Source organism: Rhodanobacter thiooxydans (assembly GCF_030291135.1).
In the GTDB taxonomy this organism is placed as follows: Bacteria; Pseudomonadota; Gammaproteobacteria; order Xanthomonadales; family Rhodanobacteraceae; genus Rhodanobacter; species Rhodanobacter thiooxydans_A.
The window spans coordinates 2,391,200-2,413,210 of sequence record NZ_CP127409.1 but is presented as its reverse complement, the minus strand read 5'-3'; the positions used below and the strand labels follow the sequence as shown (position 1 = coordinate 2,413,210).

Annotated in this window: 20 protein-coding genes; 2 read left to right on the top strand and 18 right to left on the bottom strand. The window is 67.1% G+C overall.

Annotation, left to right across the window (positions count from 1 at the left end):
- Positions 1–29: 29 nt before the first annotated feature.
- Complete coding sequence (locus QQA13_RS11105) at positions 30–986, bottom strand: acetyl-CoA carboxylase carboxyltransferase subunit alpha (protein WP_108472375.1); 957 nt, start codon at positions 984–986, stop codon at positions 30–32.
- A 163-nt stretch (positions 987–1,149) separates the two neighbouring features.
- On the opposite strand from QQA13_RS11105, the gene QQA13_RS11100 reads away from it, so the two are divergent.
- Positions 1,150–1,524 (top strand): YajD family HNH nuclease, encoded by a 375-nt coding sequence (locus QQA13_RS11100; RefSeq protein ID WP_108472376.1) that lies wholly within the window; start codon positions 1,150–1,152, stop codon positions 1,522–1,524.
- A 128-nt stretch (positions 1,525–1,652) separates the two neighbouring features.
- Here the strand turns inward: QQA13_RS11100 and dnaE are convergent, their stop codons facing one another.
- The 17 genes from dnaE to rpsB form a co-directional block, all read right to left on the bottom strand.
- Positions 1,653–5,225: a DNA polymerase III subunit alpha gene (dnaE, locus tag QQA13_RS11095; protein WP_108472630.1), complete on the bottom strand. Its 3,573-nt coding sequence runs from the start codon at positions 5,223–5,225 to the stop codon at positions 1,653–1,655.
- A gap of 109 nt (positions 5,226–5,334) precedes the next feature.
- Complete coding sequence (locus tag QQA13_RS11090) at positions 5,335–5,874, bottom strand: TlpA family protein disulfide reductase (RefSeq protein ID WP_108472631.1); 540 nt, start codon at positions 5,872–5,874, stop codon at positions 5,335–5,337.
- A gap of 97 nt (positions 5,875–5,971) precedes the next feature.
- A complete protein-coding gene (locus tag QQA13_RS11085) occupies positions 5,972–6,172 on the bottom strand; it encodes a hypothetical protein (protein WP_108472377.1) in 201 nt (66 codons plus the stop codon).
- A 220-nt stretch (positions 6,173–6,392) separates the two neighbouring features.
- Positions 6,393–7,046 (bottom strand): ribonuclease HII, encoded by a 654-nt coding sequence (gene rnhB, locus QQA13_RS11080; RefSeq protein WP_108472378.1) that lies wholly within the window; start codon positions 7,044–7,046, stop codon positions 6,393–6,395.
- Entirely contained in the window at positions 7,039–8,253 is a 1,215-nt protein-coding gene (gene lpxB / locus QQA13_RS11075) for a lipid-A-disaccharide synthase (RefSeq protein WP_108472379.1), read from the bottom strand. Before lpxB ends, rnhB begins: the two co-directional genes overlap by 8 nt.
- A gap of 51 nt (positions 8,254–8,304) precedes the next feature.
- Positions 8,305–9,078: an acyl-ACP--UDP-N-acetylglucosamine O-acyltransferase gene (gene lpxA, locus QQA13_RS11070; protein WP_108472380.1), complete on the bottom strand. Its 774-nt coding sequence runs from the start codon at positions 9,076–9,078 to the stop codon at positions 8,305–8,307.
- Entirely contained in the window at positions 9,075–9,548 is a 474-nt protein-coding gene (gene fabZ, locus QQA13_RS11065) for a 3-hydroxyacyl-ACP dehydratase FabZ (RefSeq protein ID WP_108472381.1), read from the bottom strand. The genes lpxA and fabZ overlap by 4 nt, the downstream gene beginning before the upstream one ends.
- Positions 9,541–10,569 carry a UDP-3-O-(3-hydroxymyristoyl)glucosamine N-acyltransferase gene (lpxD, locus tag QQA13_RS11060; RefSeq protein WP_108472382.1) on the bottom strand — a complete coding sequence of 343 codons (1,029 nt, stop codon included), beginning with the start codon at positions 10,567–10,569 and terminating at the stop codon, positions 9,541–9,543. The genes fabZ and lpxD overlap by 8 nt, the downstream gene beginning before the upstream one ends.
- Positions 10,570–10,704: 135 nt before the next feature.
- Positions 10,705–13,131, bottom strand: coding sequence for an outer membrane protein assembly factor BamA (gene bamA, locus QQA13_RS11055; protein WP_108472383.1), 2,427 nt, complete (start codon positions 13,129–13,131; stop codon positions 10,705–10,707).
- 189 nt (positions 13,132–13,320) lie between these two features.
- On the bottom strand, positions 13,321–14,667 hold the full coding sequence (gene rseP, locus QQA13_RS11050) for an RIP metalloprotease RseP (protein WP_108472384.1): 1,347 nt from the start codon (positions 14,665–14,667) through the stop codon (positions 13,321–13,323).
- 36 nt (positions 14,668–14,703) lie between these two features.
- Complete coding sequence (locus QQA13_RS11045; RefSeq protein ID WP_108472632.1) at positions 14,704–15,879, bottom strand: 1-deoxy-D-xylulose-5-phosphate reductoisomerase; 1,176 nt, start codon at positions 15,877–15,879, stop codon at positions 14,704–14,706.
- Between the two features lie 12 nt (positions 15,880–15,891).
- A complete protein-coding gene (locus QQA13_RS11040) occupies positions 15,892–16,710 on the bottom strand; it encodes a phosphatidate cytidylyltransferase (RefSeq protein ID WP_108472385.1) in 819 nt (272 codons plus the stop codon).
- Positions 16,711–16,719: 9 nt separating this feature from the next.
- Positions 16,720–17,460: a polyprenyl diphosphate synthase gene (gene uppS, locus QQA13_RS11035; RefSeq protein WP_108472386.1), complete on the bottom strand. Its 741-nt coding sequence runs from the start codon at positions 17,458–17,460 to the stop codon at positions 16,720–16,722.
- Between the two features lie 17 nt (positions 17,461–17,477).
- Positions 17,478–18,035: a ribosome recycling factor gene (gene frr / locus QQA13_RS11030; protein ID WP_108472387.1), complete on the bottom strand. Its 558-nt coding sequence runs from the start codon at positions 18,033–18,035 to the stop codon at positions 17,478–17,480.
- Between the two features lie 73 nt (positions 18,036–18,108).
- On the bottom strand, positions 18,109–18,831 hold the full coding sequence (gene pyrH, locus QQA13_RS11025; protein ID WP_108472388.1) for a UMP kinase: 723 nt from the start codon (positions 18,829–18,831) through the stop codon (positions 18,109–18,111).
- 216 nt (positions 18,832–19,047) lie between these two features.
- Positions 19,048–19,929: a translation elongation factor Ts gene (tsf, locus tag QQA13_RS11020; protein WP_108472389.1), complete on the bottom strand. Its 882-nt coding sequence runs from the start codon at positions 19,927–19,929 to the stop codon at positions 19,048–19,050.
- Between the two features lie 93 nt (positions 19,930–20,022).
- Positions 20,023–20,889, bottom strand: a complete 867-nt coding sequence (gene rpsB, locus QQA13_RS11015; protein ID WP_108472390.1) for a 30S ribosomal protein S2 — start codon at positions 20,887–20,889, stop codon at positions 20,023–20,025.
- Positions 20,890–21,205: 316 nt separating this feature from the next.
- Between rpsB and map the strand changes: the two genes are divergently transcribed.
- A complete protein-coding gene (gene map, locus QQA13_RS11010; RefSeq protein WP_108472391.1) occupies positions 21,206–21,970 on the top strand; it encodes a type I methionyl aminopeptidase in 765 nt (254 codons plus the stop codon).
- Positions 21,971–22,011: the final 41 nt, after the last annotated feature.

Below are 22,011 nucleotides of genomic sequence, written 5' to 3'. Positions count from 1 at the left end.
CAAGCGGGTGACAGGCGTCGCGGCGGCGCTTACTCCTGGTAAGCGCCGTAGCTGCGCAGGCGCTTGTAGCGCTGTTCGAGCAGGTCGGTAACCGGCATCGCCTCGAGTTCGTCGAGCTGATTCAGCAGCACCGCTTTCAGGCGGATCGCCATCGAACGCGGGTTGCGGTGCGCCCCGCCGAGCGGTTCGCGCACCAGCTTGTCGACCAGGCCGAGTTCGAGCAGGCGCGGGGCGGTCATGCCCAGTGCCTCGGCGGCGTCCTTCACCTTGTCCGGGCTCTTCCACAGGATCGAGGCGCAGCCTTCCGGCGAGATCACCGAATAGGTCGAGTATTGCAGCATGTTGGTGCGGTCGCCCACGCCGATCGCCAGCGCGCCGCCGGAGCCGCCTTCGCCGATCACGGTGCACACGATCGGCACTTTCAGCTCGGCCATCTCCAGCAGGTTGCGCGCGATCGCCTCGCTCTGGCCGCGCTCCTCGGCGCCCACGCCGGGGTAGGCTCCGGGGGTGTCGATCAGGGTCAGCAGCGGCAGGCCGAAGCGCTCGGCCATCTTCATCAGGCGCAGCGCCTTGCGGTAGCCCTCGGGGCGCGGCATGCCGAAGTTGCGGCGCACCTTGTCCTTGGTGTTGCGGCCCTTCTGGTGGCCGATGATCATCACCTGGCGGCCATTGATGCGGCCCAGGCCGCCGACGATGGCGGCGTCCTCGGCGTACATGCGGTCGCCGGCCAGCTCGTGGAATTCCTCGCAGATCACGCCGATGTAGTCGAGCGTATACGGCCGCGCCGGGTGGCGCGACAGCTGGGTGGTCTGCCACGAGTTGAGGTTGCGGAAGATGTCCGCGGTCTTGACCTTCAGCTTCTCGCGCAGGCGGCCGACTTCCTCGTCGATGTTGAACGCCTGGCCGCTGCTGGCGTGGCGAAGCTCTTCGATCTTCGCGTCCAGTTCGGCAATGGGTTGTTCGAAATCGAGGAAGTTGGGGTTCATTCGTTGCTATTCATGGCACAGAAGCGGCTCAGTATACCGTCCCGCAGGAAAACGCGAGAACGCCGCCGTATGGCTGTGACAGGGTCGACACATGCCTGCCGCGGGCCGGACGATTGCGCTATCGTCCGCCCCATCGAACCCTTGGTCTTCGCCGGATCCCGCCATGCCCAGCAAACCCATCGACCACGCGAAACTCGACCGCATCGTGGCCGAGGCCCGACGCGCCGCCGAGCAGCGCGAGCTGGGCTACCGCGAGCGTGCGCTGAAGATGTACCCATGGGTGTGCGGCCGCTGCGCGCGCGAGTTCACCCGCGCGAACCTGCAGGAACTGACCGTGCACCATCGCAACCACGACCATGATTTCAACCCGCCCGACGGCAGCAACTGGGAGCTGCTGTGCGTGTATTGCCACGACAACGAGCACGCGCGGCACATCGACCACGTGCGCGGCGGGGTGCTGGCGGTGGAGGATGCGCCGCCGGCAACTGGCAATCCATTCGCCGACCTGAAGGCGATGCTGGAGCGGGGCAGGAAGTAGGGGACTTTGACTCCTCCCCCTGCAAGCAGGGGGAGGTTGGGCGGGGGTTGCCCCGAGCTGGCGAAGAAGATCAAGAGCGAACCCCACCCCAACCCTCCCCTGCGTAGCAGGGGAGGGAGCAAGGCAGCTCAATCCTGCTGCTTGACGATACGCAGGCGCGCGGCCTGCACGCCGGGCAGGGCGCGCACGGCGCGCAGCAGGTCGGGAATGGCTTCCACGCGCCAGTCCTCGCCCAGTTCCAGATCAGCCTGGGCGCCCCGGTTGCGGTAACCGTGCAGCGTCACGCTGGTGCGCCCGCCGCGGTAACCGGCCAGTGCGTGCTGCAGTTGTTCGACGAAACCCGGGCCGATGCCGTTCAACTTCAGCTGCAGCAATCGTGCGTGCCGGCGGCAGGCGTCGGCCAGTGAGCAGGCGCTGCGCGCACGCAGCTGGAAGCCGCCGCCGGAGAATTCGTCGATACGCAGGCCGCCGTCGACCACCAGCATCTCGTCGCGGGTCAACAGCGGCGCCATCTGCTGGTACAGCTCGCCGAAGAAGCTGACCTCGATGATGCCGCTGCCGTCCTCCAGCCGCACGAACGCATCGCTGTCGCCGCGCTTGCGCACGGTGGTGACCATGCCGGCGACGGTCCACGGCGTGTCCGGGCCGCGGCGGAAACGGTTGCCGTCGTCGTGGTCGTTCCGGCGCGGCTTCGGCGGCTGGTAGCGGTCGGCGATCTCGCCCAGTGGGCAGGTCGACAGTTGCGCCAGTTCGTCCTTCCATGGGTCGGTGGGGTGGCCGGAAAGGTAATGGCCGAGAGTGTCGCGTTCGCCCTGCAGCTTCTGCTCCAGCGGCCATTCCGCCACGGTCGGCAGATCGATCTTCAGCACTGGCGTGGTGTTGCCCATCGCTGCGCCGAACATGTCGTTCTGACCGGATTGCTTGTCGCGCAGGTGCTGCTCGGCGGCCTTGATCGCGTCGGGAAGTTGCAGCATCAGGCTGGCGCGGTTGGCCGCCAGCGCATCCAGCGCACCGGCCATGATCAGTGCTTCCAGCACGCGGCGGTTGAGTTTGGTGGGATCGACGCGACGACAGAAGTCGGCCAGGTCGGTGTATTTGCCGTGCACGCGCTCGGCCACGATGGCCTCGCACGCACCCTGGCCGACACCCTTGATCGCGCCGAGGCCGTACTGGATCGTGCGAGCGCCTTGGCGCGAGTGCACAGACGACGTGTCGGGTTCGACCGCGACGAACATGTATTCCGAGGCGTTGACGTCCGGCGGCTGCACGGCGATGCCGATCGCACGCGACTCGTCGAGGAAGGTCACCACCTTGTCGGTGTTGTCCATGTCCGAGGAGATCGTGGCCGCCATGAACTCGGCCGGATAGTGCGCCTTCAGCCAGGCGGTCTGGTAGGAGACCAGCGCATAGGCGGCGGCGTGCGACTTGTTGAAGCCGTAGCCGGCGAACTTCTCCATCAGGTCGAAGATCGAGTCGGCCTTCTCGCCGGTGAGGCCGTCCTTTGCTGCACCCTCGCGGAACTTGGCGCGTTCCTTCGCCATTTCCTCCAGCTTCTTCTTGCCCATCGCGCGACGCAGCAGGTCGGCGCCGCCGAGCGAGTAGCCGCCCACGATCTGCGCCATCTGCATTACCTGCTCCTGGTAGACCATGATGCCGTAGGTCTCTTTCAGGATCGGCTCGACGCGCGGGTCGGGGTACTCCACGTCCTCGCGGCCGTGCTTGCGCGCCACGAAGCTGGGGATCAGGTCCATCGGGCCGGGGCGGTACAGCGCCACCAACGCGATGATGTCCTCGAAGCGGTCGGGCTTGGCGTCCTTCAGCATGCGCTGCATGCCGGAGGATTCGAGCTGGAACACGGCAATGGTCTGCGCCTTCTTCAGCAGCTCGTACGGCGCCGGGTCGTCCAGCGGCAGCGTCGAGATGTCCAGCGGCGCTTCGCCGGTTTTCGCGCGGCGCGCGTTGATCGCCTTCACCGCCCAGTCGATGATGGTCAGTGTGCGCAGGCCGAGGAAGTCGAACTTGACCAGGCCGACCGCTTCGACGTCGTCCTTGTCGTACTGGGTCACCACGCCGCCGCCGCCGGCTTCGCAGTACAGCGGCGCGAAGTCGGTGAGCGGGGTCGGCGCGATCACCACGCCGCCGGCGTGCTTGCCGGCGTTGCGGGTGAGGTTTTCCAGCTTCAGCGCCAGGTCGATCAGCGCGCGCGCTTCCTCGTCCTGCTCGTAGGTTTCGCAGAACTCCCTGACGACGCGATCGGGTTCCTTCTTGGACTTCTCCGAGCGTCCCAGCGCGTCGGACAGGGTGAGGTCGAGCGGCCGCGGCGGCACCATCTTGGCCAGCCGGTCGACCTGTCCGTACGGCATGCTGAGCACGCGGCCGGAATCGCGCAGCACCGCCTTGGCCGCCATCGAGCCGTAGGTGATGATCTGGCTGACCTTGTCGCGGCCGTATTTCTGTGCGACGTAGTCGATCACCTCGTCGCGGCGGTCCATGCAGAAGTCGATGTCGAAGTCGGGCATCGACACGCGTTCGGGGTTGAGGAAGCGCTCGAACAGCAGGTTGAACTGCAGCGGGTCCAGATCGGTGATCTTCAGCGCCCAGGCGACCAGCGAGCCGGCGCCGGAACCGCGGCCGGGGCCGACCGGGATGCCGTTCTGTTTGCCCCAGTTGATGAAGTCCGCCACGATCAGGAAGTAGCCGGGGAAACCCATCTTGACGATGACGTCCAGCTCGCGCTCCAGCCGCGCCTCGTAGTCGGCCAGCGTGTGGTCGGCGGCCAGCGGCGCATTGGCCAGGCGTTCCTTGAGGCCCTGTCGCGACAACTCGCGGATATGGCTGTCGAGGTCGTGGCCTGCGGGTACCGGGAAGTCGGGCAGGTAGTAGGTGCCGAACTTCAGTTCCAGGCTGCAGCGTTTCGCCAGTTCGACGGTGTTTTCCAGCGCCTCGGGCAGGTCCGCGAACAGCGCGGCCATCTCGTCGGGCGTCTTCAGGTATTGCTGGTCGCTGTACTCGCGCGGGCGTTTCGGGTCGGCCAGCACGCGGCCCTGGTTGATGCACACGCGCGCCTCGTGCGCACCGAAGTCGTCCTGCTTGAGGAAGCGTACGTCGTTGCTGGCGACCACCGGCAGGTTCAGTTCGGCCGCCAGCGCCAGCGCGGCGGTATTCCAGTTTTCCTCGCCGTCACGGCCGCAGCGGGTCAGCTCCAGGTACAGCCGGTCGGGGAATAGCCGCGCCAGTGGGCGCAGTTTCGCCAGCGCGGCCGCAACACCCTGGTTCAGCGCGATGCGGCCGACTTCGCTCTCGCGGCCGAGCAGGGCGATCAGTCCGCTGCTGGCGCCAGCGCCGAGCCAGCCCGCCTCGACCAGTGCGCGGCCGCCGTGCTGGCCTTCCTGCCACGCGCGCGAGACCAGCCGCGACAGGTTGAGGTAGCCGTCGCGATCCTGGCACAGCAGGGTGAGTCGCCACGGGCGCGGATCGTCCGGCGCAGAGATCCACAGGTCGCAGCCGCCGATCGGCTTGATGCCGGCCGCGCTGCAGGCCTTGTAGAACTTCACCAGCGCGAACATGTTGCTGTCGTCGGTCAGCGCCACCGCCGGGATGCCGTCGCGCACGCAGGCGGCGACCAGCGCCTTGATGCGGATGGTCGAATCGACCAGCGAATATTCGCTGTGCAGGTGCAGGTGGGTATAGCGGACGGTCATGCGTTCTTGCGCGGTGAGTCCCCGCAGGCTACCCGGCGCCTTGCCCAGCGGCAAGATTGACTTGTGCGCGGTTTGCGCGAAGCGCGGCGGCGCCTCGCCGGAAGCCCGCTCAGCCGGGCGCGGCGGCCACCGCCGACGGTGCCGGCTCGGCCAGCAGTGTGTTGATCTCGGCGACCAGGCTGTCCAGCATGTCTTCACCATAGCCCACGTGCACATGGGCCACGGTGCCGTCGCGATGCAACATCACCATGACCGGGATGCCCTTGTTGGTGCCGTAGGGCTTGCCGAGGGCGCCATCGCGGTCCCAGGTCATCAGCAGGCCGGGCAGGCGTGGGCGCAGGGCGCGAACGGTCCGCACGTAGGTCTGCCGGTCTTCCTCATGGTTGATGGTGACTACCTGCAGGGACAGACCGCGTTCGGTGGCCAGCGTCTGCAGGCCCGCCAGTACCGGCAGCTCCTTCATGCAGTAGCCGCACCAGGTGGCCCAGAAGCTGATCACCACGACCTTGCCGTGCAGGGACGAGACGGTCACCACTTGCCCGCTCTGGGTTGTACCCAGGGCATCCGGCGGCGTTTCGCCGGGTTTCACTTCGGCCCTGGCGGCGAAGCAGAGCATGAGGCCCAACAGTGCGATGCCGATCCTGCGCATGTCATCCATCCCCCCGATTGATGGCGCCAGCGTAGCAACATGCCTGCGGGCGAGAAAGGGCGGCGGTCGGCACATGCCCGAGGACCTGGCGATGCAGTCAGCGGATGTAAAAGCGCTCCCCCTGGTCGTCGACGATCACGTAGTGGTCGAGGCTGTGTACCAGCAGTGGATGCAGGTTGTAGTCGACGTGCATGGGAAGGATCTCGTCGATGCCAGCCGGGGCGAAGATGACCGGCTCCGGTATCGGCGGGATGGTCTGCATGGGCAGCACGGGCGGGCGGTTCTGTGAAGGCATCATGGCACGACTCCTGCGAGTTTGAGTGCGCTTGTGACCCTGCCCGGCGAGTCTCATCTGGACGACAGGCCGGTGTTGCTGGCGCGTCCCTGCTGATCGCGATTCCTGTAGCGAATGATGCGCCCGCGCGAGGAAAAGTTGCATAGACGAATGGGCTAGGCGGATCAATCTCAACGGGCCCGCGACCAGGCTGTTCGAGCGTGGGAACCCCCGCGCCGATCGCTCAAAACAATCTTGCCTGCTCCAGCAGCAGGCGTACCGGCGCGAAGCTGCGGCGGTGTTGCGCGCACGGCCCGAGCTGCTGCAGCGCGGCCAAGTGCGCCGGGGTCGGGTAGCCCTTGTGCACGGCGAAGCCGTAGCCGGGATGTTCGTCGTCCAGTGCCACCATCAGGCGGTCGCGGCTGACCTTGGCCAGGATCGACGCGGCGCTGATCGCCGGTTCCAGCGCGTCGCCGCCGACGATCGCGCGACCCGGGCAGGGCAAGTCTTTCGGCAACTGGTTGCCGTCGATCAGCGCCGCATGGGCGACCGGCATGAGGCCGGCTACGGCACGGCTCATGCCGGCCATGGTGGCCTGGAAGATGTTCAGGCGGTCGATCTCGTCCGGCTCGATCAGCACCACGCAGTACGCCAGCGCGCGCTCGATGATCAGCGGATACAGTGCCTCGCGTTTCGCTTCGCTGAGTTTCTTCGAGTCGTTCAGCCCGACGATCGTGCGGGCCGGATCGAGGATCACCGCGGCCACCGCCAGTGGACCGGCCAGCGGGCCGCGGCCGGCCTCATCGACGCCGGCAATGAGAGGGCTCCCTGCGTTGGCCCGCGCCTCTTCCCGAACGGAAGGTTCGGGGCAGCTGGTGTTGGCCAGGTGCTTATCCATCGTTACGCTTCGCGTCGATCAGCTCGGCAATCGCCGCTGCCGCACGATCCCCCGCATGGCCTTCCAGACCACCGCGCAGGGCCTGGTGCAGTTGCTCGAACGCGGCGACGATCGCGCCGCGCCGCTCGCTGTCCTTGAACAGGGCGAGCGTGGCGGCGGCCAGGTTTGCGGCGGTGCAGTCGTCCTGCATCAGTTCGGGCACCAGCAGGCCGTCACCGAGGCCGCTGGCGCGGGCCAGGATGTTCGGCAGCGCGTAGACGTCGGTCTTCAGCATCTTCAGCGCGCGGGCGATGCGGTAGCTCAGCGGTGCGACGCGGTAGCCCACCACCATCGGCCGCTTGGCCAGCATCGCCTCCAGCGTGGCGGTGCCGGAGGCCAGCAGCACCACGTCGGCGGCCAGCATCGCCTCGTGCGCGTGGCCGTCCAGCAGCAGCGGCGCGGTTTCGTCACGCGGTCCGCCGGCGAGCAGGGCTTCGAGCCGGGCGCGCACCTGGGGGTTGGCGGCCGGGATCACCACGCGCAACCCTGGCACCGCGGCGGCCACCTGCTTCGCCGCGTCGATGAAGGCCCGGCCGAGCCGGCCGACTTCGGACAGCCGGCTGCCGGGCAGCACGGCCAGCACCGGCGCCTGCTGCGGCAGCTGCAGGATCTCTCGCGCGCCGACGCGATCGGAGACCAGCGCGAAGCGATCGGCCAGCGGGTGGCCGACGAAGCGGGCGTCGACGCCGTGCTTCGCGTAGATCGCCGGCTCCATCGGGAACAGGCACAGCACGCGACTGGCACTGCGGCCGATCTTCTCCGCGCGCTGCTCGCGCCAGGCCCAGACCGACGGGCTGACGTAGTGCACGGTGAGCAGGCCGGCCTGCTTCAGGCGCTGCTCCACGCCGAGGTTGAAGTCGGGCGCGTCGATGCCGACCACCACGGCCGGCCGTTCCCTGAGCAGTCGCGCGACCAGCGCCTTGCGCAGCCGCAGCAGGCGGGGCAGGTGGCGGATCACCTCGGCAAAGCCGAACAGCGACAGCTCGCGGATGTCGTACCAGGAGTCGAAGCCCTCACGCTGCATGCGCGCGCCGCCGATGCCGACGAAACGCGCCTGCGGGTAGCGCTGGCGCAGCGCGACGATCAGGTCGGCGCCGAGCTGGTCGCCGGAGTCTTCGCCGGCGAGGATGGCGATCAGGGGGGATTCGAGCGGCGGGTGGTCAGTCATGCCGGAAGCATAAGCCAGAGCGCGTGCCTGATTGCCCGATAAGCGAGACGCTTATCGGGCGAGCGCCCGCTCGCTGTGGTCGATGAATTCCAGCATGGCACGCACGTCGTCGCTTTCGCGCGCCAGCTCGACCAGTTTTTCGCGCGCCTCGGGTAGCGGCAGGCCGGCCATGTACAGCGTGCGGTAGGCGCGCTTGATCGCGGCGATGCGCGTGGCGTCGAAGCCGCGGCGCTTCAGGCCTTCGCTGTTGATGCCGCGCGGACGGCCCTGCTGTTCGTTCGCCATCATCACGAACGGCGGCACGTCGTGGCCGACCAGACAGCCCATGCCGATGAACGCATGCGCGCCGACCTTGCAGAACTGGTGCACGCCGGAATAACCGGACAGGATGGTCCAGTCGCCGATGGTGACGTGCCCGGCCAGCGCCGAGTAGTTGGAGAACACCACGTTGTTGCCGATCTGGCAGTCATGCGCGATGTGCACGTAGGCAAGTACCCAGTTGTCGTTGCCGATGCGGGTGACCCCGCCGCCGTCGCCGGTGCCACGGTTGAGGGTGGTGAATTCGCGGATCAGGTTGCGGTCGCCGATCACCAGCTCGGTGCGCTCGCCTTTCCACTTCTTGTCCTGCGGCGCGCCGCCGAGCGAGGCGAACTGGGTGATGTGGTTGTCGCGCCCGATCCGGGTGGGACCTTCGATCACCACGTGCGGGCCGATCACCGTGCCGTCGCCGATCTCCACCTCGGCACCGATCACGCTGTAGGCGCCGATGCTGACGTTGGCGCCAATGACGGCGGAAGGATCGATCAGCGCAGTGGGATGGATCATTTATGGGTCCTCGCGGCGCACATCAGTTCACAGCTGGCCACTTCCTTGCCATCGACCAGACTGCGTGCCACGAACAGGCCCATGCCGCGCACCAGGCGCTTCTGGCTGACTTCGAAGCGCAACTGGTCGCCGGGCACCACCGGTGCGCTGAAGCGTGCGTTGTCGACCTTGACCAGGTAGAACAGCGGGCTGCCCTTGTCGCCCTTTGCGTGGCGGCTCAGCTGGGTCAGCAGGCCGGCGGCCTGCGCCATCGCCTCGATGATCAGCACGCCGGGCATCACCGGATGGCCGGGGAAATGGCCCTGGAAGAACGGTTCGTTGATAGTCACGTTCTTCAGCGCGACCACGCTGACGTCGGGCACGATCTCGATCACGCGATCCACCAGCAGGAACGGATAGCGGTGCGGCAGCAGTTGCTGGATATGCTCCACGTCGATCGGCATGGTCATGAAGTCGCTTTCCTCACTCATTGTCGCTGTCCTTCTCCAGCGCCGACAATCGGCGCGCGTACTCGTCCAGGTGCTTGAAGCGCGCCGCGTTCCTCCGCCACTGGCGGTTGTCCTGCAGTGGCACGCCTGATGAATATTCGCCGGGTTCGCGGATCGAATGCGTGACCAGGCTCTTGGCGGTAATGGTAACCCGGTCGGCCAGTTCGAGATGGCCGAGCACGCCGGCGTTGCCGCCGATCATGCACCAGCGGCCGATTTTCGCGCTGCCGGCCACCGCGGCGCAGCCGGCCATCGCGGTGTGCGCGCCGACGTGCACGTTGTGCGCGATCTGGATCTGGTTGTCCAGCCGCACGTCTTCTTCCAGCACGGTGTCGTCCAGCGCGCCGCGGTCGATCGTGGTGTTCGCGCCAATCTCGCAGTCGTCGCCGATGCGCACGCCGCCGAGCTGCGGCAGCTTGATCCAGTGATCCTTGTCGAAGGCGAGGCCGAAACCGTCCGAGCCGATCACCGCCCCCGGATGCACCAGCACGCGCTGGCCCAGCGTGACCCGGGTGACCAGGGTGACCCGCGCCACCAGTCGCGACTGCGCGCCGACGGTGCAGTCCTCGCCGACGATGCAGTGCGGACCGAGCACGGCGCCGTCGCCGATCACCGCGCCCTCCGCGATCACGCAGCCGGGACCGATGCTGGCGCTGGCGCTGACCTGCGCCCCGGCGGCGACTACGGCGCTGGGGTGGATGCCCGCGGGCGCGGCCGGCAGCCGTTCGAACAGCGCGGCGATCTTCGCGTAGGCGACATAGGGATCCTGCGCGACCAGCGCCGCCGTCGGGCAGTCGGCGTGGTTTTCCTCGCGCAGCACCACCACGCCGGCGCGGGTGGCGGCCAGCTGGGCGGCGTACTTGCTGTTGGAGAGGAAGCTCAACTGGCTGGGACCGGCGCCGGCCAGCGTGCCGACGCCGTCGATACCCCGCGTGCCATCGCCGCTGAAGCGGAGGCCGAAGCGTTCCGCCAGCTCGGCTACCGTGTAGTTGATTGCGCTCATGCGTGGCTCCGGAACCTGCCGGCCATTGTAGGGGGTGGCGCCGCGGCGTGCAGTGCGCCAAGCCGGCAAAAGCAGGCCGGCAAAAGAAAGCGCGGCCAGGCCGCGCTTTCTTCGGTCCCCGACTTCCGGGTCAGATCAGAACTGGCTGCCGAAGGTGAACTGGATGCGCTCCTCGTAGTGGCGATCCGCGGCCTTGGAGCGCAGCGGCACGGCGAAGCTGATGATCAGCGGGCCGATCGGCGCCTGCCATTGCAGCGACAGGCCGGTGGAGGCGCGCAGCTCGCTGGCGTCGAAGCTCTTGTAATCCTTGTAGACGTTGCCGACGTCCATGAACCAGGACACGCGCGCGGTGTTGACGTCCTTCAGGAACGGCAGCGGCAGGAACACCTGCGCGGTGCCGAGCACCTTGAACGCGCCGCCGATCGGCTGCGCGTAGTAGGCGCCGCTGTTGCACATGCCGTTGGCGTCCGGAGCGCTGCCGTCGATGCAGACCCGCGGCCCCAGCGTGTTGTCCTGGTAGCCGCGCACGTCGCGCACGCCGCCGGCGTAGTAGTTCTGCCAGAACGGCAGATCCTGGCGCATGTCGGTGATGATGTGGCTCTGGTTGGGGTTGTCGGCCTTGCTGGCTGCTGCCAGCGCATCGTAGGCGTCGTCGCTGATGCCGTTCTTGCCGTAGGTCTTGCCGTAGCCGACCTGGCCGTCGAGGTACAGCACGAAGCCCTTGCCGATCGGCCAGTAGTGGTTCGCCTCGGTGGTCAGCTTCCAGTACTGCACGGTCGAGCCGGGCAGGGCGACGTCGGTCGAGGCCGAGAGCAGGCCGCCGCGGGTCGGCGCCCAGTAGCCGTTGCGGGTGTCGTGGTTCCAGCCCAGCGTGCCGGTCCAGGTGTGGATGGTCTTGTTGCCGATCTCGTTCTGGTAGTCGATCAGTACCTTCGGGCTGTAGCCGGTGAACAGGTTGACCTTGTTGCTGCTGATGCCCAGGCCCACGCGCAAGCCGTCGGTCTCGCTGATCGGGATGCCGAGGTAGCTGGAGAAGCTCTTTGCGCTGGTGGCGTAGTTCGCGAAATCGGTGTTGCCGTAGTCGGTCTTCGAGTACGAGGCGCTGTAGCCGATGCCGATGCCGCTGTCGGTCAGGTACGGGTTGTAGTAGTTGAGGCCGAGGCGGGTGTAGTAGGTGCTGCGCTCGCCGCTGATCGAGAAGCTGTCACCGGTGCCGAACAGGTTGTTCTGCGACACCGAGGCATTCAGGATGATGCCGGAGTACTGCGAATAACCGATGCCGAACTGCATGCTGCCGGCGGACTGCTCCTCGACCTTGACCGAAACATCAACCTTGTCCTGGGTGCCCGGCACCATCTTCTTGTCGATGTCGACCTTCTTGAAATAGCCCAGCCGCTGCAGGCGGACCTTGGAGCGGTCGATCGCCGCCTGCGAGTACCAGGAGCCCTCGAGCTGGCGCATTTCGCGGCGCAGCACGTCGTCTTCGGTGCGCGTGTTGCCCTGGAACACCACCCGGCGCACGTACACGCGCTGGCCGGGCTCGACGTACAGGGTCAGGTCGACCGTGCGCTTTTCCTTGTCCAGCTTCGGGATCGGGGTGACCTTGGCGTAGGCGTAGCCGATGTTGGCCAGCACCGCCTTGATCGCCTTGGTGCTGGCTTCGACCGCGGCGCGGTTGAAGGTCTCGCCGGCCTTGACGAAGACCAGCTGGCGCATGGTCGCCTCCGGCAGGATCAGCTCGCCGAGCAGTTTGACGTCGGCAACCTTGTAGATTTCGCCTTCCTTGATGCTGGTGTCGATGTACATCGCGCGCTTGTCCGGCGCGATCGCCACCTGGGTGGAGTCGACGCCGAAATCGGCGTAGCCGCGGTCCATGTAATAGGACTGCAGCTTCTCCAGGTCGCCGGAGAGCTTCTCGCGCGAGTACTGGTCGTCCTTCGAATACCACGACATCCAGTTGGTGGTGTCTGACTCGAAGCCGTCGCGGATCTGCTTGTCGGTGAACGCGTGGTTGCCAAGGATGTTCAGTTCCTTGATCTTGGCCGCCTTGCCCTCGCGGATCTCGATCTCGACGGCGACGCGGTTGCGGTCCAGCCGGGTCACGTGCGGATCGACCGAGACGTTGTACTTGCCGCGGTTGTAGTACTGCCGGATCAGTTCCTGCTGCACGTTGTCCAGCGCCAGCCGGTCGAAGGTCTCGCCCTCGGTGAGGCCGATCTCCTTCAGGCCCTTCTTCAGGTCGTCGGTCTTGATGTCCTTGTTGCCGCGCAGGGTCAGCTTGGCGATGGATGGCCGCTCGACCACCTTGATCACCAGGATGCTGCCTTCGCGATCCATTTCGACGTCGCTGAAGAACTTGGTGCGGTACAGCGCGCGGATGGCGCGCTGGGCGCCGTCGTTGGTCAGCTGGTCGCCCTTGTTGATCGGCAGGTAGTTGTACACGGTGCCGGCCGAGATCCGGCTGAGGCCGTCGATGCGGATGTCCGACACCACGAACGGGTCGAACGCGAACGCATTGGCGGAGAGGGAGGCAAGCAAAATCAGCGCGGCGATACGCTTCATCGTCGGTTCCGTTGGGTTATTTCGATGGAGCGGCCAGCGCGGCCGCCCCGATCAACGCATGAGGCAGGGACAGGCCCTGCCTCGAAAGAGAGTCCGCATTCCGCGGGAGGAATGCATCGTTTGACACGCCGCCGCGCCATGCCGCAGGCAGGCGTGTCGTCGGCATGCTGCAGTTGCCGGGCATCGGCATCACGACAGCAGCATGCGGTGGATATCGTTGTAGAACGCCAGCCCCATCAGGGTGAACAGCAAGGCCAGGCCGATGTACTGGCCGACAATCATCGCCTGTTCGCTGACCGGACTGCCCTTGATCAATTCGACAAGATAATACAGCAGGTGTCCGCCATCCAGGACCGGGATCGGCAGCAGGTTGAGGATCGCCAGGCTCAGCGACACCAGCGCCAGGAACTGCAGGAACCAGGGCAGGCCCATGCTGGCCGAGGCATTCGCCACTTCGGCGATGCCGATGACGCCGGAGAGGTTCCGGGTCGAGGCCTCGCCGGTCAGCATCTTGCCGAGCATGCTGAAGGTCTGCGTGGTATTGCGCCAGGTGGTGCCGAGCGAGGCGGTCATGGCCTTGATCGGGCCGTAGCTCACGGTGGCCGGTTCGATCGGCGGTGCGCCGACACCCATCACCCACTTCGGCGGCTGGCCTTCCAGTGACTCCCACTTGGCGGTGACGCCAAGTTGCTGCGGCTGGCCGGCGCGCTCGATGCCGATCGACAGTTTGGGCGACTTGGCCGCTTCGGCCTGCACCAGCTTGCCGAACGCGATGAAGTCGCCCACCGGCTGGCCGTTGACGCTGACGATGCGGTCGCCGCCCTGCATGCCGGCCAGCGCGGCCGGCTGGCCGGGCATCACGGTGGCGGCGATCGCCGGCGGCGGCGCCAGCTTCAGGCCGAGCTTGCCCAGGTACTGGCCCAGGTCCTGGCCCGGCGGCAGTTCGTCCAGCGGCAGCACCAGTTCGCGTGTGCGCCCGTCCTGGCCGCGCACGGTGAGCGGCAGCGGCGCGCGCCCGAGCAGGGCGTTGGCCACCGTGTCCATCGAATCGGTCCAAGTGGTGACGGCGCGGCCGTCGATGCTGAGGATGCGGTCACCCGGCTGGATGCCGGCGCTGGCGGCGAGGCTTTGCGGCGCCGCGGTCACCACTGGCGCCACGTCGGGGCGACCCAGCATGAACATCAGCCAGAACGCGACGATGGTGAAGATCAGGTTGAAGCCCGGCCCGGCGGCGACGATGGCGATGCGCTTCCATACCGGCTTGCCGGTGAATTCCTGGTCGCGCAGGGCAGGATCGACCTCACCCTCGCGTGCGTCCAGCATCTTGACGTAGCCGCCCAGCGGGATCGCGGCAACCTGGTACTCGGTGCCGTCGCGGCCGATGCGCTTCCAGATCGCGTTGCCGAAACCGACCGAGAAGCGCAGCACCTTCACCCCACAGCGGCGCGCGACCCAGTAGTGGCCGAACTCATGGAAGGTCACTAGCACGCCGAGCGTGACCAGCAGCCAGAACACCGAGCCGAAGAAGGCAGTCATCGAGTACCGTGTCGAAAAGTCATCGAAGCAAGAATATCAGCAAGCGTTGCGCAGGACGCGGCGGGCCGCCTCCCGGGCCATGCGGTCGCGTTCACACAGGGTTTCAACATCGACCACGGCCTGCGCCGGCAGTTCCGCAAGCACGGCCTCGACCACGTCGGCGATCGACAGGAACGGCAGCGCGCCGGCCAGGAAAGCCTCCACGGCCACCTCGTTGGCCGCGTTCAGCACGGCGGGGGCGTCGCCGCCGGCGCGCAGTGCCTGGAAGGCCAGCGCCAGGCAACGGAAGGTGGCCAGGTCCGGCGGCTCGAACTGCAACGGGGCGCAGCTGGCCAGGTCCAGCGACGGCACGCCGGATTCGACCCGCTCCGGCCACGCCAGCGCATGCGCGATCGCGGTACGCATGTCCGGGTTGCCGAGCTGGGCCAGCACCGAGCCGTCGACGTACTCCACCATCGAATGCACCAGGCTCTGCGGGTGCACCACCACGTCGATCGCGTCGGCCGGCGCGCCGAACAGGTGGTGCGCCTCGATCACTTCCAGGCCCTTGTTCATCAGGGTGGCCGAGTCGACCGAGATCTTGCGGCCCATCACCCAGTTCGGATGCTTGCAGGCCTGGTCCGGCGTGATGTCGGCCAGTTGCGCCCGCGTGCGGCCGCGGAACGGGCCGCCGGAGGCGGTCAGGATCAGCCGGCGCACGCCGCTGTGGCCCAGATCCGGCCGGCCGCCGGGCAGGCACTGGAAGATCGCGTTGTGCTCGGAGTCGACCGGGATCAGTGCGCCGCCACCGACGGCGACCGCCTGCAGCAGCAGCGGGCCGGCCATCACGATGGATTCCTTGTTCGCCAGCAGCAGGCGCTTGCCGGCGCGCGCAGCAGCCAGGGTGGATTCCAGCCCGGCGGCGCCGACGATGGCGGCGACCACGGTGTCGCACAGAGGGCTGGCCGCGGCAGCCGTCAGTGCGGCATGGCCACTGGCCACCTCGCAGTGCACGCCAGCGGCGGCGAGCCGGCGTGCCAGCTCCGATTCCAGCGCCGGGTCGGCGATCACCGCCAGCTGCGGCCGGTGACGGACGCACAGTTCGGCCAGTGCCTCGACCTGGCGATGCGCGGTCAGCACGCTGGCACGGAAGCGTTCCGGGTGGCGTGCGATGACATCGAGTGTGTTGCCGCCGATCGAACCGGTGGCGCCGAGGACGGCGATGTTATGCATCATGGGCAGGCTCTAGATGTCCAGCAGGAACAGGCCGGCGGCGAACACCGGCAGCGCGGCAAATACGCTGTCCAGCCGGTCCAGCAGGCCGCCGTGGCCGGGAAAGATGGTGCCCGAATCCTTCACCTGGGCATGCCGTTTCATCAGGCTCTCGATCAGGTCGCCGACGATCGACGCCGCCACCGTGACGAGCGCCAGCAGGGCCAACCCCAGCAGTCGGGCGCCGCGCACGTCGAGCAGCCAGCCGCCGGCCAGGGTCACCAGCACGCCGGCGACCAGTGCGCCGTAGGCGCCGGCCCAGGTTTTGCCCGGGCTGATCTGCGGTGCCAGCTTGCGCTTGCCGAAGGTACGGCCGCTGAAATACGCGCCGATGTCCGACGCCCACACGATCACCAGCGCCAGCAGGGTCCACCAGTGGCCGTGCGGCATGCGGGCATGGATGCTGACCAGGGCGACCCAGGTCGGGAAGATCACGAACGCGCCGGCGAGCAGCTTCAGCGCGAGATTCTCGCGGGTGGGCGCCGCGGCGAACGCGAAATGGCGCAGCCACAGGCAGGCCAGCAGCCACCAGGTCGCGCCGGCCACCAGCAGCAGCGGGGTCAGCGCCGTGGCGTGGCCCCGCCACAACAGGGCGAACATGCATGCCGCCACGACGAGCAGGGCGATGCGCCACGAGCGGCTGTGCAGCCCGCTCAGCGCGGCCCATTCCCACCACGCGGCCAGGAACGCCAGCGCGACGATGCCGGCAAAGGCTCCGGTCGGCGGCAGCAGGATGATCAGGATCGCCAGCGGCGCGAGCACCAGGGCGGTGAGGGTGCGCTGAAGCAGCATGGAAATCCTCTATGAAGCGTTGGCGACCTGCTCGCCGGTGCGGCCGTAGCGGCGTTCCCGGCGGGCATAGTCTTCGATGGCCCGGCGCAGGCAGGCCTGGTCGAAATCGGGCCACAAGGTGTCGGTAAAGTACAGCTCGGCGTAGGCGACCTGCCACAACAGGAAGTTGCTGAGACGGCATTCGCCGCCGGTGCGGATGAACAGGTCCAGCGGCGGCAGTTCGGCCAGGCTCATCCACGGGCCCAGCCGGGCCTCGTCGATCTCGTCCACGCGCAGTTCGCCGCGTGCCACCGCGGCGGCGGCCTGGCGGCTGGCCTGCGCGATGTCCCAGCGGCCGCCGTAGCTCACCGCGATGTTCACCTGCAGCCGGTCGTTGCCGGCGGTGCGGGCCATCGCGGCCTGCATGCGTTCGCGCAGGGCGTCGTCGAAGGTAGCCAGGTCGCCGATGAAGCGCAGCCGCACCCCGTGGCCGTGCAGCTCGTCCACTTCCTTGTCCAGCGCGCGCACGAACAGGCTCATCAGCGCGCCGACTTCGTCCTGCGGGCGCTGCCAGTTTTCGCTGGAGAAGGCGAACAGGGTCAGCGCCTGCACGCCTTCGCGCAGGCACGCTTCGATCACTTCGCGCACGGCCTTGCGGCCGGCATTGTGGCCGAAGCTGCGCGGACGGTGGCGAGCCTTGGCCCAGCGGCCGTTGCCATCCATCACGATGGCGATATGGCGCGGCACCTGGGCGGCATCGGCGCCGGGCATGATGGCTGCGATGACGCTCAGAGCGCCATCAGCTCCTCTTCCTTCGCCTTGACCACGGCATCGACGTCCTTCACCGCGCGGTCGGTGAGTTTCTGGATCTCGTCGTCGACGCGGCGGTCGTCGTCCTCGGTGATCAGCTTCTCCTTGAGCAGGTCCTTGACCTGCTGCAGTGCGTCGCGACGCACGTTGCGGATCGCGATCTTGGCGTTCTCGCCCTCATGGCCGACGTGCTTGGCCAGTTCGCGGCGGCGCTCCTCGGTGAGTGCCGGCATGTTGAGGCGGATCACGGTGCCGGCGGTGGTCGGCGTGATACCCAGGTCGGACGCCATCAGTGCCTTCTCGATCGGCGCCACCATGGTCTTTTCCCATGGCGTGATGATGATCGTGCGCGCATCGGACAGCGATACCGAGGCGACCTGGGTCAGCGGCATGTCCGCGCCGTAGTAGGACACCTTGATGCCATCCACCAGCGCCGTGCTGGCGCGACCGGTACGGATGCGGGTGAGGTCGTGCTTGAGTGATTCGATGCTCTTGCCCATGCGGGTCTGGGCATCGTTCTTGATGTCGTTGAGCATGTGGTGCTTCCCGGTGAATCTGGCAACGTTCGAGTATAGCAGTGGCAGCCCGCGAGGCTTGCTGCGCCGCAGTTCAGCCGCCGTCGACCAGGGTGCCGATCGACTCGCCGCGCATGATCCGCATCAGGTTGCCCGGCGTAGTCATGTCGTAGATGCGCAGCGGCATCTGCTGGTCGCGGCACAGCGCGATCGCGGCCGTGTCCATCACCGCCAGCTTGCGCTCGATCACGTCGTCGTAGCCGAGATGTTCGTAGCGGGTGGCGTTGGCGTGCTTGGCCGGGTCGGCGGTGTACACGCCGTCGACCTTGGTCGCCTTCAGCAGCAGGTCGGCGCCGATCTCCACCGCGCGCAGCGCGGCGGCCGAGTCGGTGGTGAAGAACGGGTTGCCGGTACCGGCGGCGAACAGCACGATGCGACCCTTCTCGATGTGGCGGATCGCGCGGCGACGTATGTAATCCTCGGCCACGTCGTGGATCTGGATCGCGCTGGTCACCCGCGCGTAGCCGCCACGTTTCTCGATCGCGTCCTGCATCGCCAGCGCGTTCATCACGGTGGCCAGCATGCCCATGTGATCGCCGGTGACCCGGTCCATGCCGGCGGCGGCGAGGCCGGCGCCGCGGAAGATGTTGCCGCCGCCGATCACGATGCCGATCTGCACGCCGGCCTTCTGCACCTCGATGATCTCGTCGGCGAGCCGGCCGATCACCTTCGGGTCGATGCCGTAATCGGCCTCGCCCATCAGCGCTTCACCGGAGAGCTTGAGCAGGATGCGGCGGTACTTGGGCTGGTCGCTCATGGGGTCTCCGGATTGTGTGGGGCAAACCGGCACATTGTAGCGGAGAGCGGGACATCGGGACGAGGCGTGAAGGGAGATGAACGGGAAACGGGGTGCGCTGCCGGACCCTGACGGGAAACGAAAAGGGCCGCGGTTTCCCGCGGCCCTTCATTTGAAGCATGGCTTTTTCTGAACAGTCCGGCCATGGATGGCCGGTTCTTCCGTCAGGGATGACGGCTACCTCAAACCGGCCTGCTTCATCACTTCGGCGGCGAAATCCTCTTCAACCTTCTCGATGCCTTCGCCGACGGCGAGGCGGGCCACCGAGGTGACATCGGCGCCTTCCTTCTTCAGTGCCTCGGCCACGGTCACGTTGGTGTCCAGCACGTAGGGCTGGCCGAGCAGGGTGACCTCGGAGACGATCTTGTGGACCTTGCCGGAGACGATCTTCTCCAGGATGTCGGCAGGCTTGTTCTTTTCCTTGTCCGACATGGCAGCCAGCGCGATTTCCTTCTCCTTGGCGAGGAAGTCGGCCGGCACGTCCTCGGCACGGACGTAAGCCGGGTTCATCGCGGCGACGTGCATCGCGATACCCCTGGCCAGCTCTTCGGAGCCGCCCTTGAGCGCCACCAGCACGCCGATGCGGCCGCCATGGATGTAGCTGCCGATCACGCCGTTGCTTTCGACGCGGGCCAGGCGGCGCACATCGATCTTCTCGCCGATGGTGGCGATCAGCGCCTTGGCGGCCTCTTCCACGTTGGCGGCGCCTGGGTAGGCGGCGGCCTTCAGCGCGTCGATGTCGGCGGCGCCGGAATTCAGCGCGACGTCGGCGACGGTATCGCTGAACTTCAGGAAGCTGGCGTCCTTGGCCACGAAGTCGGTTTCGCAGTTGATCTCGACCAGCACGGCCTTGCCCGGGGCCTGGGCGGCCACGATGCGGCCCTCGGCGGCGACGCGGCTGGCCTTCTTGTCAGCCTTGGCCAGGCCGGACTTGCGCAGCCATTCCATCGCGACTTCGATGTCGCCGTTGTTCTCGACCAGCGCCTTCTTGCATTCCATCATGCCGGCGCCGGACCGCTCGCGCAGCTCCTTGACCAGTTGTGCGGAAATATTGCTCATCGTCAATCCTCTAATGCGTTGGTGGCGCCGGGGCGGTTTGCGGCCCCGGCGCGTTGTCGCTGGTGATCCGACGGCGGGGCCGTCGTCGCGCGCTTACTTGGCGGGGGCGCCATCGCGCGAGCCACGACCGCCATCGCGGCCACCGTCACGGCGCGGGGCGCCCTTGCGCGGGGCGGCGTCGCGGCGCGGGGCCGGCTTGCGATCGATCTTGGCGACCGGGTTGCCTTCCTCGTCCAGCTCGACGAAGTCGTTCGCATCGCCCTGGGCGGCGGCCGGCGCGGCGGCCTTGCCTTCCAGGATCGAGTCGGCGGCGGCACGGGCGTACAGCTGGATCGCGCGGATCGCGTCGTCATTGCCCGGGATGGCGTAGTCGACCAGCTCCGGGTTGTAGTTGGTGTCGACCACGGCGATCACCGGGATGCCAAGCTTCTTGGCTTCCTGCACGGCGATGTCTTCGTGGCCGATGTCGATCACGAACAGCGCGTCGGGCAGACGGTTCATGTCCTTGATGCCGCCCAGCGAAGCCTGCAGCTTGTCGCGCTCGCGACGACGGGCCAGCACTTCGTGCTTGACCAGTTTCTCGAAGCTGCCATCGGTCTCGGCCGCTTCCAGCTCCTTCAGGCGCGACACGGACTGCTTCACGGTGCGGAAGTTGGTCAGCATGCCGCCGAGCCAGCGCGAGGTGACGAACGGCATGCCGGCGCGGGCGGCTTCTTCGGCCAGTGGCTCGCGGGCCGAACGCTTGGTGCCGACGAACAGCACGGTGCCGCGCTTCTGCGCCAGGCCCGACAGGAAGTTCATCGCGTCGGTGAACAGCGGCAGGGTCTTTTCGAGATTGATGATGTGGATCTTGCCGCGGGCGCCGAAGATGTACGGGGCCATCTTGGGGTTCCAGTAACGGGTCTGGTGACCGAAATGGACGCCGGCTTCCAGCATCTGACGCATGGTGACTTGTGCCATGGGGTGTCGCTCCGATTGTCGGTTCCCTCGAGAAGGAACCTGGGGGTTGGGACCTCCACGCATCCCCGGCTTCGACCGCGACTTGCCCGATTTTGATGGTGGGCAGGGCGCAGCACCCCGAAGGCGGTGCCGATGCGTGTGTGGCGTTGGTTTGGGTGTTGTACCGCGGAGGGTTACAATTCCCATTCGCTTTGCGCTGGCCGACCGTCCGAACGGACGCGTCTGCCCTGCAAAACTCCGAAATTGTAGCCGGTACGCCGGCAATGCGGCAAGTTGCTGGATTTCAAGAGCTTCTGCCGCCATATGAGTGGAACCCATGGCCATCACCCTGAAATCCCCCGCCGACCTCGAAGGCATGCGCGTTGCCGGCAAGCTGGCAGCCGAAGTGCTGGCCATGCTCAAGGACTACGTCAAGCCCGGCGTCAGCACCGAAGAGCTGGACCGGCGCGCCTACGAGCACATCGTCAACGTGCAGAAGGCGATCCCCGCCAATGTCGGCTACCACGGCTTTCCCAAGACCTTGTGCACCTCGGTCAACCACGTGATCTGCCATGGCATCCCGAACGAGGGCAAGCTGCTCAAGGACGGCGATATCGTCAACCTCGACGTTACCGTGATCAAGGACGGCTGGCACGGCGACACCAGCCGCATGTACATCGCTGGCACGCCGTCGGTACTGGCCAAACGGCTGGTCGACACCACCTTCGAGGCGATGATGCGCGGCATCCAGGCGGTGCGCCCGGGCGCCACGCTGGGCGACGTCGGCCACGCGATCCAGCAGCACGCCGAGGCAGCCGGCTTCTCGGTAGTGCGCGAGTATTGCGGCCATGGCATCGGCAAGGTCTACCACGACGAGCCACAGGTGCTGCACTACGGCAAGCCCGGCACCGGCATCGAACTGCAGAAGGGCATGACCTTCACCGTCGAGCCGATGATCAATGCCGGCAAGCCGCAGACCCGCCAGCTGCCGGACGGCTGGACCGTGGTGACCAAGGACCACTCGCTGTCGGCGCAGTGGGAGCACACCATCGTGGTTACCGACGACGGCTTCGAGATCCTCACGCCCTGGCCCGATGCGTGATGGAGGGAGTGGGGAGTAGGGAGTAGGAATCGGAAGCGCCG